Source organism: Sutcliffiella sp. FSL R7-0096, assembly GCF_038595065.1.
Taxonomy (GTDB): domain Bacteria; phylum Bacillota; class Bacilli; order Bacillales; family Bacillaceae_I; genus Sutcliffiella_A.
Window position 1 is genome coordinate 678,952 of sequence record NZ_CP152003.1, and the last position, 16,588, is coordinate 695,539.

The following is a 16,588-nucleotide window of genomic DNA, read 5'->3' on the forward strand; positions in this document are numbered from 1 at the left end:
TAGGGGGGAGGAGAAAACGCCTGCCCCTATTTCCATTTACCTTTTCTCTTGTGCCAGTTTCTTTTTGTCTGCTGTACCGGGTGGCTGTTCAAGCCATCCTTTTTGTATCATTTCATCTGCAATATCTTTTGCATATTGGCCTATTTCAAGGGAGAATCGTTCATAGTTTACGATTAAATCACTCCTCTGGCTTGCGGCAGCAGATGTTGCATAATTACCAGTCCCTGAAGCTGTAAGCATCCCTTGATGAAAGAGAAGCAATTTATCGGAAAATACCTGTTCAGTGGAATCAGTAATGGCTACATCTGCTGAAATAGGTGCTTGTGTATCATTATTAATGAGGATACTGGTAAAAATCTTCATATGCTTTTCAGAGATATCTTTTCCTCGTAACATCAATTTCTGTATTTCTTTTCTTGGGGAAAACTGTGCAAAGCTAATGGATAGCTTGGAACCAATCAAGTTGTTTTGTATGTTCATATGTAAGTGAGAAAGCTCGATTGCATTTAAAGGGCGTTTATTTGTGAATGGATTCATGCCGCTTAAGTAACTCTTACTATCAATAAAATCCTTCTGTTTAGGATAATCAATATAAGGGGAGCGCATATACAATCCTTTTTCAAGCAGCACTTCAGAGCTTTTATCAAATAAATCAGAGGTCAAGGAAAGGGCCTCTTTAAATATTTTCCTGATATCCACTCTTGTACACATACTCAAAAATCCACTATAACCAAGCATACCTGCTTTCGACATATGATTCAGGTAAGTCAGCATAAAAGGATCTGTGTAAAGCTTAGATGCGTTAAGATTAACATCACTTTCATTAAATGCCTCTGGCATCGGAATTTTCTCCGTCTTAAACACTCCGCTCAGTTGCAAAAGATGGGTGGTGGATATGGCAAGAGCCTTCTTTATTACCCCCTTCACTTCCGGATCTTCAACAGTATGCAAGAAAAAATTCATAATTTGGATGGACATGCTATTTTGCATATATGATGTCCACACAGAAGCGATCTCAGACGAAGTGAGATGAATAATCTTATTAGACACGGCACAACCCCTCTTCCTAAACAAATAGTAAAGGTATTATTTGTAATTAGTGGATAGAATATGTGAATTTCGAATGGGGAGAACAATTTTTTTCAGCAACCACTTGCTGCGAAAACCATGGCCTTGGTATGGGTTTATCGTTATATATATGTGGGAACTACGTTTCACTGGAACTTTTCTTCTGTAAATTCGTAAGTAAAAGAGAGGAGGCGATTAATATGAAGGTATGGTTTTTGGTGAAAGCCTCATGAAATTCTATTGGCTGAAACAATCATTGGTGATTCTTTTACTTGTTTTATTTGCGTTCATAGCAAATTTCAATTTGGTTAATCCTTATCTGACTATGAAAAGTACACTATTAAAACAACTTGCAGTCCTGGTGTCCATTTCACTGATCTTGTTTGCATGTAATCAGTTGCTTTATAACTATGCAAAGTATAAAAAGCAATTCATGCAACATCGGTTATGGAATAAAATGTCCATTATCCTCTTGGTTTGGCTACTGTTTTCCTTTGGGCTGTTTATCTTGTTATTTTTCATAACGCCATTACAAGACTTGCTCAATCAGCAAGCTTGGCTGATGTTTATGGTTATCTATTACTTTTTGTTTTTCATAAATCTATTCATTTTGTCTATCGTACATAAGGTGGGGGACTCATCCGTAAAAGTAGAGAAGAAACTCGTCATCACATGGATCGGCTCTTCTCTATTGATTGCTATAATCTTATTCGTGGGTTGAAGGGACAGGCACTATGATCAGTGTTGGGTCGGCGTGGCTGTCCCTTCGAATCCTGATAGCTACTGAATCGGCATAAACGCCACAGCCCAACTACCGTCTTCTTCCTTCACCATCTGAAAGCCCCACTCTTGACCGTAGAGGTTTATATAGCTGATATATCCACTTTCCCCTCGCTCATGGAAGATGCCATATTGAATTCCAAAGAACTTCTCGCGGATTTGTTCAGGCGAAGAATGCCCCATTTCGCTCAAGTACTCCTCTTTATCAATTTGCATCATGTCTTGCCTATCTGTGTAAAGTTCATATCGTACTTCCCATTCGCCATCTAACGTCGCCTGTACATAAAGTTTCGCTATGCTGATAGGGGTGAGGTCTAGTAACAATTGAGTATCGAAATCAGCTTTTAGCAGTTCGTAGACTTCTTGTTCGGCATCGGACAGCGCAAGTTCTCTGCGTTTGGATTTGCTTCTAAAAGTTCGTGACTTCCACCATTTCCATAAAGCGTATCAATGGAATAAATAACTTGCCCATCTCTAGTTATCCCATGTAATTCAAACATTTCATCTGGTTCTATATCCACAAAAGCAAACCAATATTTTTTTCCGTTTTCTGAATAAATAACCTCTGCCTTATATTCTTGTTTACTTTAAACCTTTCTGACAAGAACTTTAGAAATATCAGCGTTGGTTATCTTTCCAAAAACTATAGGAAACGGTGAATCTTCAGTAGTAGGAGATATAAATTCATGGCTTATGTAAGCATCATCAATAATTGCATGTTCTCCGCCCTCTATAGGATGCTCCCAACCGAATTTAGTTTTATTTATAAACAAGGCACTTACCATTTCAATATTTTCCACTTTTTTAATTTGGTAAGTGAATATATACTATTGGACTGGTTGTCATCAGACCTTTTCTGGAAGAAATCGTATATCGTGTATTGCTTCAAGGGTACCTCCAATCTAAATTTAATAATTGGTTCGCGTTAATCATTTCCTCTTTACTTTTTGGATTAATGCATTTTGATAACATGGTTCACTCAGGCATACATGGATTCGTTTATGGCTATTTGTTTATGAAATTTAGATCTATTTATCCTTCCTTAATACTGCATGTATTGTGGAACCTGTATGCAATGTTTTATTTTAATTATATTTAGTAAGGAGAATCAATGTGTTAAGACATATTCTAATTTCCGTATGCCTCATCTCTATTTTAGGTGCTTGTTTACAACAAGAAGCAGCAAAACCAAGCGAGATAACATTAGAGGAGGTAGAAGCAGTGCTAATAGAGAAGGGCTTCATTTTAAAGAAACCTGCAATTCTAACAAGTGAAAACGTCTTTATCCAGGAGTTAAACGGTATTACACCTCGTGTATACAGTTTAGAAGGAAACACTTTATCCATATATGTATTTCCTTCATCAACAGAAAGATCAGAAGGAATTCAGGAATTTGATGAGAAAACTGCCACAATGGAATTAATAGAGCACAAGGCATATGGTATAAGTAATGCATTGATGTTTTATGTGAGCGATGAAGAAAAGAAGCAAAAAGACTTGTTTGAAACATTAATTTTACTAGATACTCCAGAGTAAGGAGGCAAAAAAATGACCAACCCTACAAAGGACACCTACAACAAACTAGCACAAACTTATCAAAATGATACGGATGAAGGAAGCCCTTATAACGCCTATTACGAACGTCCGGCAATGATGGCAGCCTTGCCACAGCACTTAAAAGGTAAGAATGTGCTGGATGCGGGTTGTTCAGCTGGATGGTATACTTCTCAATTGGTGCAGCAGGGTGCGGAAGTTACGGGAATTGATTTGAGTCCGGAAATGATAAAAGCTGCAAAGGAGAGGGTGGGGGAGGATGCGACCTTTCTTTGTCACGATCTCCAAGACCCACTGCCGTTTAAGGACAATTCCTTTGATATGATAGTCAGCTCGCTTACGCTTCACTATTTGAAGGATTGGACCTCGACATTCCGGGAATACCATCGCGTGCTAAAACCAGAGGGAGCGGTTTTGTTTTCGGTTCATCATCCATTCATGGATTATACGCGCTTTCATTGTGAGAATTATTTTAAGACGCAGTTTTTAACGGATACTTGGCATAAGCCGACCATCACCATTGATGTCAGCTTTTACAGACGGCCCATGCAGGACATCGTCAATAAAACTACTCAATTCTTCATCTTAGATAAGCTGATTGAACCAAAGCCACACGAGAAGATGAGAGAAGTGAAAGAGGAAGCGTATCACTATCTCATGACAAGTCCGCATTTTCTGATTGTGAAGGCTATGTCTAAAAAAATATAACAAAAGTGCCCAGAGATTTTGTTCTCTGGGCACTTTTGTTAGAAAGATTGTCTGATCAAGGAGAATGGGGCGGCGTGCCTGTCCCCATCACTCGCACATCCCGCATCACAATTTTGCTTTCTGGCAAGCTAGGGATTTGGGACATACTGAAGCTCAAGTCTTGTTCGGGCAAGTTGTAATCTAGGCCATTTACTAGAAAGTCCAGGCTTACATTCATGATATCAACCGTCAGCCATTCTCCGGCACAGCGGTGACCGATATCATACTCCCCGCCACCTTGGGGGATAAAATCAAATGGACTTTTGTCCCAGGTTTTAAAGCGATCGGGCTCAAAGCGATCTGGGTTCTCCCAATCTTCGGGATGATGGTTTGTTCCGTACAAGTCCAATAGGGTAAGGGTATCTTTTTCAAATTTATAGTCATTCCAAATAAAGTCTTCTTTTACTCTTGCTGCGGTAAAGGGGAAGAAAGGATAGAAGCGACGGACTTCCTGCACAAATCGTTGGAGACTCCCGCTTTCTCCTTCGTGTAACTTTGCAGCTTCCTCCGGATACTGATGTACCGCAAGAGCGGTAAAGCAAACATAAACAGAAATAGCAACAATCGGACGCAAAAGATTCAATAATTCCACGGCAACAATCTCTTTATCAAGAAGTTCTCCGTTGAGGTCACGATGCATGGAGAATTGAAAGAGGGCTTTGTCTTTTGGTACATCTACTTTTTCTTCCCGGACTTCTTCGACCAGGTCTTCTAACCAGCTTTCTACACTGGAGCGGGATCTGCGTCCTTTCCAATGCTTTAACCCGATTGCAGCAGCAGATTCATACATATCACCCAATTGAACGGAGAACTTCTCCACTTTATCTTCCGGAAGAGGGACGCCCGTCCACTCACAGGCAACCTGTGTGAGGATTTTCTTTGCTTCTATGTATAATTCTATTTCCTCTTCGTGCTCCCATTTTAGAGCGGCAGCTTCCCAATGTTTTTTTGTGAGTTCGGAAACTTCCTTCAGGCTATCTTTCGACATAAGGGACATGAACATTGCTTTTCGATGGTGGTGCGCTTCGCCGTCCATCGCTTGCACGCCGCCTTCACCGAAGAGCGTCTTTTGCAAACGTTTTGGAGCTGCGCCTTTTCGTTTGAATTTCTCATTATCATAAAAGATTTTTGCAGCTTCTTTTCCAGTCAGACAGATTGCTTTTTCTGCTAGGAGCGTGGTTTCAAAAATATTGGAGTGGAACATATGACGGCGGTTCATAATGAACTGGTACCCTTCTTTTAAAAGCTTCAGGCTATGATCGAGTCCCTCTTCCTTAGGCATGGAATGATTATTTTCCAAACAGATCCCTCCTTCATGTATCTATACTTTGTATATTTACTTCTTTCTTCCAACCTAAACGTAAGAAAAGGGGGAAAAGAGAATAAGGAGTCAATTAGGTGGATGGGGAGCACCTGGTGGGCTATATTTCGGGGGAACCCTTAACCATCCCCTGGATTTCATTAAATTTTTTAATGGTGCCGCATACTTCATTAATTGGACCTGTATGGAAAAGAACAAAAGCCCTACATCGGTTCGAACCGTTTTGGACATTGCTTGGGCGCAAAAGGTAATGGAAGTGGCAACTTTAGCAGCTATAAGATTTGCAATCTCATCTTCGGTCAGTTTTACCCCCTCTGGGATAGCACCTGGGTCGGATGCAGGTTTATTGGGATTAACAAGGGGCAATGGGACGCCTTCTTTAACGAGGAAATCTTCTATCCGTTTTGTATCAGACAGACTGCCGTCCAAGGCATCCTCCAACATGGCTTTCAAGTCCCTGTCAGTGGTACTGTTGAGTGCAACCTGATAAAGGGTATGCGCTTCCTTAAAAGCTGTAAAAGCCGTCCATAGATCCATTACTTCCCCTACATGTAAAGGTAGTTTAGGTTCTTCATCTGTGAAGTTTTTTATGATGGCGGCTATGGCTTCCAATGCATTAGTCATGGTGAAACCTCCCAAGCTATATTTGGTATATTTTTAACAAGTAGAGGGTAAATATTCCCCTCTACTCTTCTTTTAACAAATCCAAGATGTAAGCTTTCAAATCCACCATCCTCCTGGAGGTTGGTTCTTTGTCGGTACCGGCAATAATTAGGGCAGCCAAGGTATCATCCTTATGGATTCCACCATGTTCCCCGCCGCCATCATGTACAGGTGCGGTCTCTGAAAAAGTAATATGTCCGGGTTTTGCAGTAATGACAACAGAACCTGGTTGACTTAATAGGGCACTGGAAAGCTGATTAAGTGCGTCTGGATAATCTGTATAGGAAAGCTTCTTGTTTGAATCGTCCAGCTTTAGTTTAAGCACTTCCCCTGGGCCATCAATGGTCCAGGATTGTCCAAAGGAATCGGTCCATTCCCCGCCTTTCTTAAATCTAAAAGGCTCTTTCATCTCAGGAGTCCAGACAGTATACCAGTCATCTATGCTTGCTGCAGATAGAGCAACTCTTTTGTCCTCCATGGCTTTACGGGCAAGCTCTTCTTGTTGCACTTTCTTATTTGTGGGATAAAGAAATGCCATGCGGTGATTGTTGGAAATCACAATATCACCTGAGGAAGGCTTTTCTTTAAAGGGGGCAATATGATAATCCCTGTAAAGCTCGTGTAAGTTTATTTTCACATCGTCCTCTTCCTCCGCTAGGGAAGCTTGGCCATGATCACCAAATAAAATAAAGATATTATCCTCTAGTGCATCGTCCCAATTTTCATAGACATCCAGTATTTCTTGAAGGTGGTGATCTACTTCTTTGAATCCTTTTACATAAGGGGGACTGTTTCGATGCGTCTTCTTATCCATTTCAGGAAAAAAAGCGAGCAGAAACTGTGGCTGTTGATTGGTTACTATCAATTTTTTTATCACTTCAGTCGCATAGTTATCTGAGAATCCTGCGCGCAATAGGAGTGCGTCTGGCAATCTTTCGTCCTTCAATACAGCTGGCCGATGAAAAGAACCGAAGGAAAAGACGTCGGGACCATAGGTTTCCACTTCATCATCGATCCCAATCAATTTATTGAGACCGAGCGGGGTTTGGAGCAAATGCTTGGTTTTTCCTCGGTATAAGAGTGTATTAATCGCGCCAGTCGAAATATCCTTTTCATGCAATTCTTCAAAAATGGTCGTACTTTTTTTATTTAAATGAACGTTGTTTAATCGAAAGAATGCATCTTCCAAAGATTCCTTGAAACCCAACTTACGCAATGTTTCAAAAGAAGTCCCATAGTCAATGATACGATCTTCCGTTGGGTCATACCAGGTCAGACCTGGTACCTTATGCTCGTATGGCATTTCCCCTGTGATAAGTGTCCCTTCGATGGCAACAGACATGGAAGGGAAAGGGGCAATCAAATCGGGATATACTTGTCCCTTCGACACAAAAAAACGCAGCGCAGGGAAATCATCGCTTTTTACACTTTCTTCTATAAGCTCATTTGTCATCGAGTCCACCATAATCATTATGATATTCTTTTCAGGGGGAGTGCGGGCTTGTAGCTTTTCCCCTTGGCAAGCTGTTAACAAGGATGCTGTGCATAACATGATTAGTAGTATGATTTTCATAATAACTCCTAGTATTGATGTATTAAACGCAAGATGGTCTTTTGACATGCTAAAGGATCTATTTTTTGTTTGTAAGTATGAACATTTTCAAGCACGTGCTTTTTATTTTCAGAAGGTGATAACATTTCTTCAATCAGGGAGAGGACTTCGTGTTCATCATCAGCATAGAATGCTAAGTCATTGTTGGTGAGAAAATCACGGTTCTGCTCTTCATGCCCTGAAATTGGCTCGAAAATGATGAAAGGAATCCCTTTCATCAAAGCTTCAAAGCAGGTGACACCCCCGCACTTGGTGATGAGAATGTCGGAAGCATCCATCCAAACATCAATAGAGGAAACAAAGCCGATAACCATGATATTGGGATATCGACATGCCAAGTTATTCTCCAGGTAACGCCTTAAAACGATATTATGGCCGGTACAAATGATTATTTGGTATTGGTTTTTGTGGCTTGCAAGTTTTTCTGCTACTTTTTTCAAACCTCCAAGCCCTAGTCCTCCGCCCATTACAAGTATGGTCTGCATGTCTTCAATACCAAGCTTATTCCGGGCAGTTGTTTTTTCTACTTTCCTCCAAAAGCCCGGCCTTGTAGGCAAACCGGTTATCTTTATTTGATTATTGGGTGTCCCGAGTAGCTCTAGGTCCGAATGCATATCCTGACTCGAAACAAGGTAATAATCAATTTGTGGGGACATCCATCCTGCATGTAAATGTAACTCAGTGATTAACATACAAAAGGTAAAAGGATGATTATTGGTATCCTTGATCCTAGAAACCACTATTTTTGAAAAAGGGTGAGTACAGATGACGACATCAGGCTTGAACTCACTTGTCAACCTATCTAATTTTTGAAACAAAAGTGTATGTAACAAAAGGTTCCACCATGCTGGTACTCCCTTTTGCTGACTGTTGGTGTATAGCTTTCTCCAAATGGAAGGATACCGTTCAATTAAGGTCATATATGTTTTGCAAATCAGCTTAAAAGCCATTGGTTGAAAGTGCTTTCCCAGCTCCATCACTTTTACCTCAACAGATGAATCTATTTTTCGGATCCCTTCCATTAAGGAAAAAGCGACCGAAGTATGCCCCGATCCAAAAGCCTCTGATAAAATAAGAACTCGTTTACTCAAAAGAAACCACCTGCTTCTAATTATCTTGCTCTTAGTATGAGGTGTTTCCTTAAATTTATTACTGTTTTTGAACTAAGGGGAAAGGTTTTGTAAGAGGTGTAAGAATAGGTAATTGGGGAGGGAAACAGGGGGGGAAGAGAGGGAGAAGTAAAGAGTGGGAGTCGGCGGCTTCACCTGCTCCCCACTCCTCAAAAACCAAAACGACCTTTTATCAACTGGGCGACTTCCGCCGCACTCTTATTCGTATTATTAATCTTCATATAGTTCTCAAATGGTATTTCTCCTTCCATTGAGTTCAAACGATGCTTCTTCAAGGTCTCCATCAGATCATTTTCCGACCATTCCAAGTCCCTCTTTTTAGGCTTGTGTTCCAGTCGGTTTGGCGTTTTATTTCGCTCCAGCCGCTTGTCTAGATCTGCTTCTAATTCCACAAAGTAAACAGTGGCCCCTCTCGACTCAAACAGCTGGGTGAGATTCTTCACATACTCCCAATCCGACTCCATATCAAACATCCACACATAAGTGAACATCATACCGTATAGGTCACTTTTAGAAACCTCTTCAAAAATCTCCTGACGGAACAAGTTCACCAACCGCTTGGCTTCCTTTGTGCTGTAATCAAAAAAATGACCAACCAAGTCGATTGTCATATGGTTATGAAAAAGCTTCAAATCCGTTATTCTCGCTAACTCCTGCCCAACCGTCATCTTCCCAACCGCTTGGGGGCCGAATATGTGTACAAATTTCATAATGGTCGCTCCTTGCTATTCTTAGGATATCTATATTCTCCAGAAAAGAATTAGGGTTATTTTAACATAAAATACCATAGATTATTGTTAAAAAATTGAATAATTTTATATTTCTGAAACTAAAACAATGGGACTTTATGTTAAAGTTTAGTGGAGAATATCTTACCGAATGCTGGAAGCTAGCTTAAGGGGGGAAGTAGGGAGCGTGCCTGTCCCCCTCGTCTCCCTTCCACCCGATCCTACTAGGCAAACGCACATCTTTCTAGGTACAAGTTTATAGACTCATGTCCCGTGAATACCATGGTATGGAATAACTTTAGGGAGTGTAGTCTAGTGAATATTGATTATAATGATCAAAGAAGAATCATTGGCCCAGGCTTTGGTTTTGGCCGCCCTGGCTTTGGCCGTCCAGGTTTTGGATTCGGACGTCCGGGCTTTGGTTTCGGTCTTCCGTTTATAACAGGTTTGGCAGCGGGTGCATTATTAAGACCAAGACCATATCCGTACTATTATCCATATCCGCCTTACCCATATCCACCGTATCCTTACTATTATTAATTTACGAACATGAAACATTCCACTCCCTAACTGCGTAGACATGTAGGGAGTGTTTTTATTAGAGGATAATGGGTCTAGGCATGTGCTGTGTGGATCAAGGAAATAAATGAGTTTTAAATAGCATGCGCATTTTTAAGTGAGAAGCTAGCACTTCTTAGTTAGCTATGTGACCGGACGGGTTTCTTTGAAAAGAGGAATGCGTCTTTTTTTTTGAGGAAAAGATTGAATAGTGAGAATTATTTTGGGATGATTAATGATAAGTGTGATGTGAATATGAAGGAGGAAGATAATATGTTATTTATGTTGATTGTCAAAGCCTCAAAGAATTCGGAAACCGGAAACCGTCCGAACCCTGAATTGAATGAAGCCATGACGAGGTACAATGAGGAATTGGTGAAGGCAGGCGTCCGGGTGATGGCGAAAGGTCTTCATCCCAGTTCAAACGGGATTCGCATTTCGTTTCCAAATCCAGGAGGCGAGCCGGTTGTGACAGAGGGTCCATTTACTGAAACGAGCGATTTGGTTGCCGGTTTTATTTTAATTGATGTGAAGTCGAAGGAAGAAGCCATCGAGTGGGCGATGCGGATGCCGGACCCACAAGGATTTGGGGAAGGGCAGATCGAATTGCGTCAGGTGTTTGAGTGAGGAGTTTCGACCAAAGATAAGCGGCGTGCACGATAACTTGTGAATCGAGAATCACCGTGCCCGCCCACTCAACTTCCCTTTCTCTCTGACTGCTCTTGAAAATGATAATCGTTTTCAATTATAATGTTGGTAGGAAAGAAGGGAGTAACATTCTTTTATGCTGAACGATCAACCTATTGATTTTTATAAGACTGTTAGATTTAATTTGCGTGAGGGCCAGTCGAAAGCCTTCAATAAAGATTGCGATTATTATTATATTCTGTATGTTTCATCAGGTAATGCCATTTTAGATAATGGGGGACAAGTGATAAGGGTAGAGGAGGGCAAAAGTTACTTTCTCACCGATACTTGCGAGCTCACATCAGCTGCTTCAGACCTTTTGACGGTGTATTATCTTTCATGGCCAAAAGAAGGGGACATGATTTCTGGATTCCTATCAGGTCGGCTTGCGGAACAGGCACCAGTAAAAATGATGGCTTTGTGGGAAGAATTGCGGAAATGGAACAAAGGAAAAACGATCTCGGCAAGATGCAGATTTCAGTCCCTGCTTTGGGAAATGCTATCCTTTCTGACAGATGATGCGGAAGTGGACAGAATGGCAGAAGCGGCGGAATTGCTCCGTAACAACTTGTCCAAGCCATTCACGGTGGCAGAGCTTGCATCTAAAATGAATATGAGTCCAGTTTCATTTTCGAGGGCATTTCGTAAAAGCACCGGAATGGCGCCGAAGGAATATTTAAATGTGGAGAGGATGAAGGCTGCTAAAACACTGATGCTCCAAAAGAAAGGAATTACCGCCAAGGAAGTGGCACTCCAAATTGGACTGCAGGATGAGTTTTATTTCAGCCGTCTTTTTAAAAACAAAGAAGGCATGCCACCATCGCTTTTCATGAAAAGGGCGAAGGAAAGGATCGCGGTTGTCAGCCAGCTGTTTTTGCAGGATCACCTACTCGCACTTGGTGTCCAGCCCGTGGCAGCTCCATCCTATCCAACCATGTATCCCGCAAGCAGTGGGGTGCCAAGCTATCTTCAACAAGGGCTGGAAGGAACTAAGCTGCTGAATGCGGAAAAACCGTTTCAGCCGGAGGATATCCTTTTGTCTCAGCCAGATTGCATCATCAAAACACCTCTACATAATCATCAGCTCCAAAATGTACTGCTTTCCCAGCAGGATCGTGTCCATCATATGCCATTCAAGCAAGATTGGCGGGAGTATCTGTATGAGATTGCATCGATGGTAGGGTGTGAAAGCCGTGCCGAATCGATAGATAAAGATATTCACTGTCTGGAGTGTAAAGTGCGGGATGAACTGTGCCCGTTAACCAAAAATGGGAGTTGGGCAGTCATATGGATTCGCCCGGAAGAAATTCGTCTTTACGGGCAGGGAAATCATGCCTTGCTTGATCTTCTTTTTCAAGGCCTTGGATTCCAGCCGCACCCTGACTTGCATGGGGAAGGCTACCGGATTGTCAGTCTAAAGGATATAGCGGCATTAAACCCTGACAAGCTTCTTATTTTATGGAGCCATGAAAGGGATGTATGGAGAACGGCCCATACCCCAGAATGGAATGAGATCCGTGCTGTCCAATCAGGAGAGGTTTATTATCCTGAAAGTCATGAGTGGGACCCGTGGGGGCCGTTGGGAAGGAAGAGTATGCTCGAGGAGTTTTCCTCCAGCATGTTCAAAGCCAGGTTAAAAGCATAGTAGTTTTGCTTTCGACGGATGAAGACCTCAATAGCTTAGAAGTTGAGGTGGAAAGGTCCTCATAGAGCGGATGAAGACCTCACTAGCATGAAAATTGAGTTGGAAAGGTCCTCATAGAGCGGATGAAGACCTCACTAGCATGAAAATTGAGGTGAAAAGGTCCTCATAGAGCGGATGAAGACCTCACTAGCGTAAAAATTGAAGTAAAAAGGTCTTCATAGCACTCATGAAGACCTTTTTAGCGTGAAAATCGAAGCACTAAGGTCTTGATTACGCTTATGGAAAAAATCTTCTCCTATAGAAAACTGGCTATGAAGATTTACAACAGTATTAAACTGAACTAGAAGTCGTTTGCACGTTTTTTTTCATCCGACATTCATTTTCTCCATGCAACAAGTTGCATTTGTCCATGTTCAGCATCGTTGATAATGATTATCATTGAGAATGAATTTCAATATCCTATCAAACATCAATGAGCGTAAATATATCAAATCAAATTTTTTTAACCAGTAGTGAGAATGGTTATCAATTACTAGGTCTAAAGACTCGGTGAAAGGATGGAATTATGCATCAATCAGCCAAACAAATTGCAGAAAATGCAACGTTTCAAGCTTTTATAAATAGTTACTTAAAAGAAGTGGACTGCGGAAATTGGATGGGCATGAAGGAATGGGTGCGGGAGCAGAAACCATCCATGACGCTATCAGGGGAGTCGGTAGTGGAGATGGAACTACCAGGGCAGTCTGCCACCTTTGCGGTGGAAGTGATGTACCGATCGCAAACAGGCAGGCATCGACTTGGATTTGTTCTTAAATATTGTGACCGAAGCCGCGAATGGGTTCCCCAAGACAGGCTGCCGATGATGATCGCCCTTATCCATGAGCTCCACCTGATGGCCAAATCAAATGGGTGCCACGAACTTGCATCCCATTATGATGAACTGGTGCTCAGGCTGATTGAGAGCTACCAGACGATGGCGACTTACATAGAAACTAGAAGGGAAGATGGAATGAGCCTTTATTCTGAAGATAGCTCTTTCCTGGAAGCCGAGCAATCGCTGTTGTTTGGTCACTGGCTCCACCCCACACCAAAGAGCAGGCAGGGAATGGCTGGCTGGCAGCATCCAAGCTATGCCCCGGAGTTGAAAGGCCGTTTTCAGCTGCACTATTTTCAACTAGACCGGGAGATGGTGAGGGAAGGGTCCAATGATATGAGACGTGCGAGCGACATGATTCTCCATTCCTTATCGAAATGGCTGCCGCAGCTCACTGTACCGCAACATGCTTGTCTCATTCCAATCCACCCTCTTCAGGCACAATGGCTGCTTCAGCAGGATTATGTCAAAAAGGCGATGGAAAAGAATCTCATCAAGGATCTTGGGCCAATGGGGGCTTATTATTCAGCCACCTCTTCGATCAGAACCGTTTACCATCCTGATGAAGAATGGATGTACAAATTCTCCGTTCCGGTAAAAATTACGAACTCTTTACGAACGAATCGACTCCATGAGCTAAGGGCGGGTACAGAAATAGCGAAGCTGATGGAAAAAGTGCGTTTTACGGAAAAATATCCAAGGTTCCGGATGATTGAAGATCCTGCCTATATTACTGCTCAATTTCCGGGAAAAAAAGAGTCGGGATTCGAGGTCATCATTCGATCCAATCCATTCCCGGAAGGAAAAGACAAAGGCATCAGCACGATCGCGGCATTGGTGCAGGACCCTCTGCCAAATGAAAGTTCAAGATTGAAGCAGACAATCGATAGGCTTTCGCAATCAAAGCGGCGCACACTTGAGGATGTAAGCATGGATTGGTTCGAGAAGTATTGGAAATGTTCGATTGAGCCACTTATCCGTTTGTATGACGAACACGGAATTGCGCTCGAGGCCCATCAGCAGAATAGTGTCCTCGACCTTACATCTGGCTATCCCGAAGCGTATTACTACCGCGATAATCAGGGGTATTATCTATCAAACTCTTATAGGGGAATTTTACATGAGCAACTTCCGTCCCTGGAAGAATGTCCGGAGCTTTTTTATGAGGATGCGCTCATTCAGGAAAGGTTTACGTACTACCTTTTTATGAATCAGCTATTTTCGGTCATTTGCCGCTTTGGTCAGGAAGGCCTCCTGAGTGAAGATAGGTTACTTGCATGGTGCCACCAACAGCTTACTCGACTGGAATTGGAGCTCACAGGACAAGGGAGAGCATTTATCCGCCATATACTCCATTCCGAGAAACTGTCCTATAAAGCCAATCTGTTAACCCGTTTTCATGATGTGGATGAGCTGATGGCGGAGAATGAACAAGCCGTTTACACCTATATCCCCAATCCCTTTACCCTTGTGAAGGAGGAAGAGAACTATGCAGAAGCTGCAACCGCTGCCGTCTAGTAAGGTGGGAAAACGGATAGTCCGACAGCTGCTCGAGGCAATCCTTTTTGAAGGGTTGATGGATATGGAAAAAACAGCTCCCAAGCTGGATGACTCTCTAGTAACCTTCACCATTTTCGGAAAAGGACGGACCTACAGCTGCGAGGGGAAAATCACTGCGTTTGACCGGGTGCGAATAAAAGAGGAAAGCATCCGCACCTTGCGTCCTGATGGCTCTAGCACAGTAACCAGGATGGAAGAATTGGTGGAAGACCTTGTATCAGATCCTGAGAAAAAGAACTTGCTTATTCGTGAGCTTGCCCAAACAGCCTTACTGGTGGAGTGGAATGAAGCGAATCTCTTAGCACCCCTCTCCAGGCGGGCATTCCCATACGAAGAACTGGAATCGGAGATATGGGAAGGGCATCCGTATCATCCTTGTTTCAAGGCAAGGACCGGTTTTACGCTCAAAGATCATGCTGCATTTGGACCCGAAGCAAGGCAGTCATTTAGCCTGCAATGGGCGGCTGTCAGACGGGAGCACAGCAAGATTGTACTCCTAGAGGATGAGAAGGACTTCTGGGAAAGGGAGCTCGGAACTTCCGTGTTCAATCAGATGCTTGCTGAACTACAAGAGCGAGGCAAAGATTTTCAAGAATACACGTTTCTGCCGATCCACCCGTGGCAGGTGCAAGTTGCACAGGATGAGATGGACAAAGGGGAGATTGTTCTTATAAAAACGACAGGGGATCCTTACCGGGCAACACAGTCCGTCCGAACACTATGGAATGTGTCGAATCCTGAGAAAGCGCATGTCAAACTGTCGATGAACATGGTAAATACCTCATCGCTAAGAACCTTGGACACGCACGCCATCTGTGCGGCACCTCCCATCTCAAAATGGATCGCGGATACGGTGGAAAGGGATCATTTCTTAAAAGAAGAGGCTTCCTTCATCGTTTTGAAGGAATATGCGGGGGTGGCCTATCAACCTTCTGAAAAGACGGAAATTAAGCTTGGAGCCATTTGGCGAGAAAGTATCCGGCTTTACATGGAAGAGGAAGAGGAGGCTGTGCCTTTTACGGCCTTGCCCTTGATTGAGCGGGATGGCTTACCGTTTTTGGATGACTGGCTGAAGCGCTATGGAACCGAAAACTGGTTGAAGAGATTGATCGAAGTAAGTGTGGTGCCGGTCTGGCATTTGCTTGTCTCCCATGGTATTGCCGTGGAGGCACATGCACAAAATATGATTCTATTACATAAGAATGGCTGGCCAACCCGTGTTGCCCTGAGGGATTTTCACGACAGCACAGAGTATCATCATGCATTTTTGAAAGAACCGAACAGAGTCCCGGATTTTTCAAGGATACATGAGCAGTTTAAAAAAGGAGAACCTGACGAGTATTATTGGATGTCTTCTGTGGAAGCCTTGAGAGAGCTTGTGATGGATACGTTGTTTGTTTTTCATTTGAGTGAATGGTCCTTTGCACTACAGGAGCAGTATGGATATAGCGAGGAAAGATTCTGGGAGATGGTACAGGAAGCAATAGCCGGGCACTTGAACCGCTATCCTGAATTACTATGCAGGAATAGCATGCTTGAGCATACGGCACCTACCATCTATGCCGAGTCGCTTCTGAAAAGGAAGACCCGAAGTGAAGAGGTTGGCGGATTACGCCATCTTGTCACAAATTCTTTAGCAGATAGCAAAAAGGAGAGTTGAG

17 protein-coding genes are annotated in these 16,588 nt (G+C 42.7%); 8 read left to right on the forward strand and 9 right to left on the reverse strand.

Going from position 1 to position 16,588, the window contains the following annotated elements:
- Positions 1–36 precede the first annotated feature (36 nt).
- The gene (locus MKY77_RS03645) at positions 37–1,050 is read right to left on the reverse strand and encodes a DUF3231 family protein (protein ID WP_339148925.1); all 1,014 of its coding nucleotides are present in this window, start codon (positions 1,048–1,050) and stop codon (positions 37–39) included.
- 226 nt (positions 1,051–1,276) lie between these two features.
- Here MKY77_RS03645 and MKY77_RS03650 point away from each other — a divergent pair, with 226 nt between their 5' ends.
- Positions 1,277–1,789, forward strand: coding sequence for a hypothetical protein (locus MKY77_RS03650; protein ID WP_342515649.1), 513 nt, complete (start codon positions 1,277–1,279; stop codon positions 1,787–1,789).
- Between the two features lie 59 nt (positions 1,790–1,848).
- Here MKY77_RS03650 and MKY77_RS03655 read toward each other — a convergent pair whose 3' ends face one another.
- From MKY77_RS03655 to MKY77_RS03665, 3 genes are all read right to left on the reverse strand, one after another.
- The gene (locus MKY77_RS03655; RefSeq protein WP_342515650.1) at positions 1,849–2,172 is read right to left on the reverse strand and encodes an RNA polymerase subunit sigma; all 324 of its coding nucleotides are present in this window, start codon (positions 2,170–2,172) and stop codon (positions 1,849–1,851) included.
- 20 nt (positions 2,173–2,192) lie between these two features.
- A complete protein-coding gene (locus tag MKY77_RS03660; protein ID WP_342515651.1) occupies positions 2,193–2,369 on the reverse strand; it encodes a hypothetical protein in 177 nt (58 codons plus the stop codon).
- 66 nt (positions 2,370–2,435) lie between these two features.
- On the reverse strand, positions 2,436–2,648 hold the full coding sequence (locus tag MKY77_RS03665) for a hypothetical protein (protein ID WP_342515652.1): 213 nt from the start codon (positions 2,646–2,648) through the stop codon (positions 2,436–2,438).
- Between the two features lie 313 nt (positions 2,649–2,961).
- Between MKY77_RS03665 and MKY77_RS03670 the strand changes: the two genes are divergently transcribed.
- Both MKY77_RS03670 and MKY77_RS03675 read left to right on the forward strand, forming a co-directional pair.
- Positions 2,962–3,384 carry a hypothetical protein gene (locus tag MKY77_RS03670; protein ID WP_339148929.1) on the forward strand — a complete coding sequence of 141 codons (423 nt, stop codon included), beginning with the start codon at positions 2,962–2,964 and terminating at the stop codon, positions 3,382–3,384.
- Positions 3,385–3,396: 12 nt separating this feature from the next.
- Positions 3,397–4,110: a class I SAM-dependent methyltransferase gene (locus MKY77_RS03675; RefSeq protein ID WP_339148930.1), complete on the forward strand. Its 714-nt coding sequence runs from the start codon at positions 3,397–3,399 to the stop codon at positions 4,108–4,110.
- A 55-nt stretch (positions 4,111–4,165) separates the two neighbouring features.
- On the opposite strand, the gene MKY77_RS03680 is transcribed toward MKY77_RS03675, so the two are convergent.
- From MKY77_RS03680 to MKY77_RS03700, 5 genes are all read right to left on the reverse strand, one after another.
- Positions 4,166–5,449: a cytochrome P450 gene (locus MKY77_RS03680; RefSeq protein WP_339148931.1), complete on the reverse strand. Its 1,284-nt coding sequence runs from the start codon at positions 5,447–5,449 to the stop codon at positions 4,166–4,168.
- A 90-nt stretch (positions 5,450–5,539) separates the two neighbouring features.
- On the reverse strand, positions 5,540–6,094 hold the full coding sequence (locus MKY77_RS03685; RefSeq protein WP_339148932.1) for a DUF3231 family protein: 555 nt from the start codon (positions 6,092–6,094) through the stop codon (positions 5,540–5,542).
- Positions 6,095–6,155: 61 nt separating this feature from the next.
- Positions 6,156–7,706, reverse strand: coding sequence for an alkaline phosphatase family protein (locus tag MKY77_RS03690; protein ID WP_339148933.1), 1,551 nt, complete (start codon positions 7,704–7,706; stop codon positions 6,156–6,158).
- 8 nt (positions 7,707–7,714) lie between these two features.
- Positions 7,715–8,836, reverse strand: a complete 1,122-nt coding sequence (locus MKY77_RS03695; protein WP_339148935.1) for a glycosyltransferase — start codon at positions 8,834–8,836, stop codon at positions 7,715–7,717.
- A gap of 188 nt (positions 8,837–9,024) precedes the next feature.
- Positions 9,025–9,585, reverse strand: coding sequence for an AAA family ATPase (locus MKY77_RS03700; RefSeq protein WP_339148937.1), 561 nt, complete (start codon positions 9,583–9,585; stop codon positions 9,025–9,027).
- 333 nt (positions 9,586–9,918) lie between these two features.
- Between MKY77_RS03700 and MKY77_RS03705 the strand changes: the two genes are divergently transcribed.
- The 5 genes from MKY77_RS03705 to MKY77_RS03725 all read left to right on the forward strand — a co-directional run bounded on the left by MKY77_RS03705 (position 9,919) and on the right by MKY77_RS03725 (position 16,587).
- On the forward strand, positions 9,919–10,143 hold the full coding sequence (locus tag MKY77_RS03705) for a spore coat protein (RefSeq protein ID WP_339148938.1): 225 nt from the start codon (positions 9,919–9,921) through the stop codon (positions 10,141–10,143).
- 291 nt (positions 10,144–10,434) lie between these two features.
- On the forward strand, positions 10,435–10,788 hold the full coding sequence (locus MKY77_RS03710) for a YciI family protein (protein WP_339148939.1): 354 nt from the start codon (positions 10,435–10,437) through the stop codon (positions 10,786–10,788).
- Positions 10,789–10,945: 157 nt separating this feature from the next.
- Positions 10,946–12,493: a helix-turn-helix domain-containing protein gene (locus MKY77_RS03715; protein ID WP_339148940.1), complete on the forward strand. Its 1,548-nt coding sequence runs from the start codon at positions 10,946–10,948 to the stop codon at positions 12,491–12,493.
- A 565-nt stretch (positions 12,494–13,058) separates the two neighbouring features.
- Positions 13,059–14,885 (forward strand): IucA/IucC family protein, encoded by a 1,827-nt coding sequence (locus MKY77_RS03720; protein ID WP_339148942.1) that lies wholly within the window; start codon positions 13,059–13,061, stop codon positions 14,883–14,885.
- Positions 14,857–16,587: an IucA/IucC family protein gene (locus MKY77_RS03725; RefSeq protein WP_339148943.1), complete on the forward strand. Its 1,731-nt coding sequence runs from the start codon at positions 14,857–14,859 to the stop codon at positions 16,585–16,587. Before MKY77_RS03720 ends, MKY77_RS03725 begins: the two co-directional genes overlap by 29 nt.
- Position 16,588: the final 1 nt, after the last annotated feature.

Bases quoted from the DNA above. Each gene is read 5' to 3' on its own strand.
- MKY77_RS03700 (WP_339148937.1), bottom strand. From the start codon at position 9,585: ATGAAATTTGTACACATATTCGGCCCCCAAGCGGTTGGGAAGATGACG.
- MKY77_RS03710 (WP_339148939.1), top strand. From the start codon at position 10,435: ATGTTATTTATGTTGATTGTCAAAGCCTCAAAGAATTCGGAAACCGGA.
- MKY77_RS03715 (WP_339148940.1), top strand. From the start codon at position 10,946: ATGCTGAACGATCAACCTATTGATTTTTATAAGACTGTTAGATTTAAT.
- MKY77_RS03675 (WP_339148930.1), top strand. From the start codon at position 3,397: ATGACCAACCCTACAAAGGACACCTACAACAAACTAGCACAAACTTAT.
- MKY77_RS03685 (WP_339148932.1), bottom strand. From the start codon at position 6,094: ATGACTAATGCATTGGAAGCCATAGCCGCCATCATAAAAAACTTCACA.
- MKY77_RS03690 (WP_339148933.1), bottom strand. From the start codon at position 7,706: ATGAAAATCATACTACTAATCATGTTATGCACAGCATCCTTGTTAACA.
- MKY77_RS03725 (WP_339148943.1), top strand. From the start codon at position 14,857: ATGCAGAAGCTGCAACCGCTGCCGTCTAGTAAGGTGGGAAAACGGATA.
- MKY77_RS03650 (WP_342515649.1), top strand. From the start codon at position 1,277: ATGGTTTTTGGTGAAAGCCTCATGAAATTCTATTGGCTGAAACAATCA.
- MKY77_RS03720 (WP_339148942.1), top strand. From the start codon at position 13,059: ATGCATCAATCAGCCAAACAAATTGCAGAAAATGCAACGTTTCAAGCT.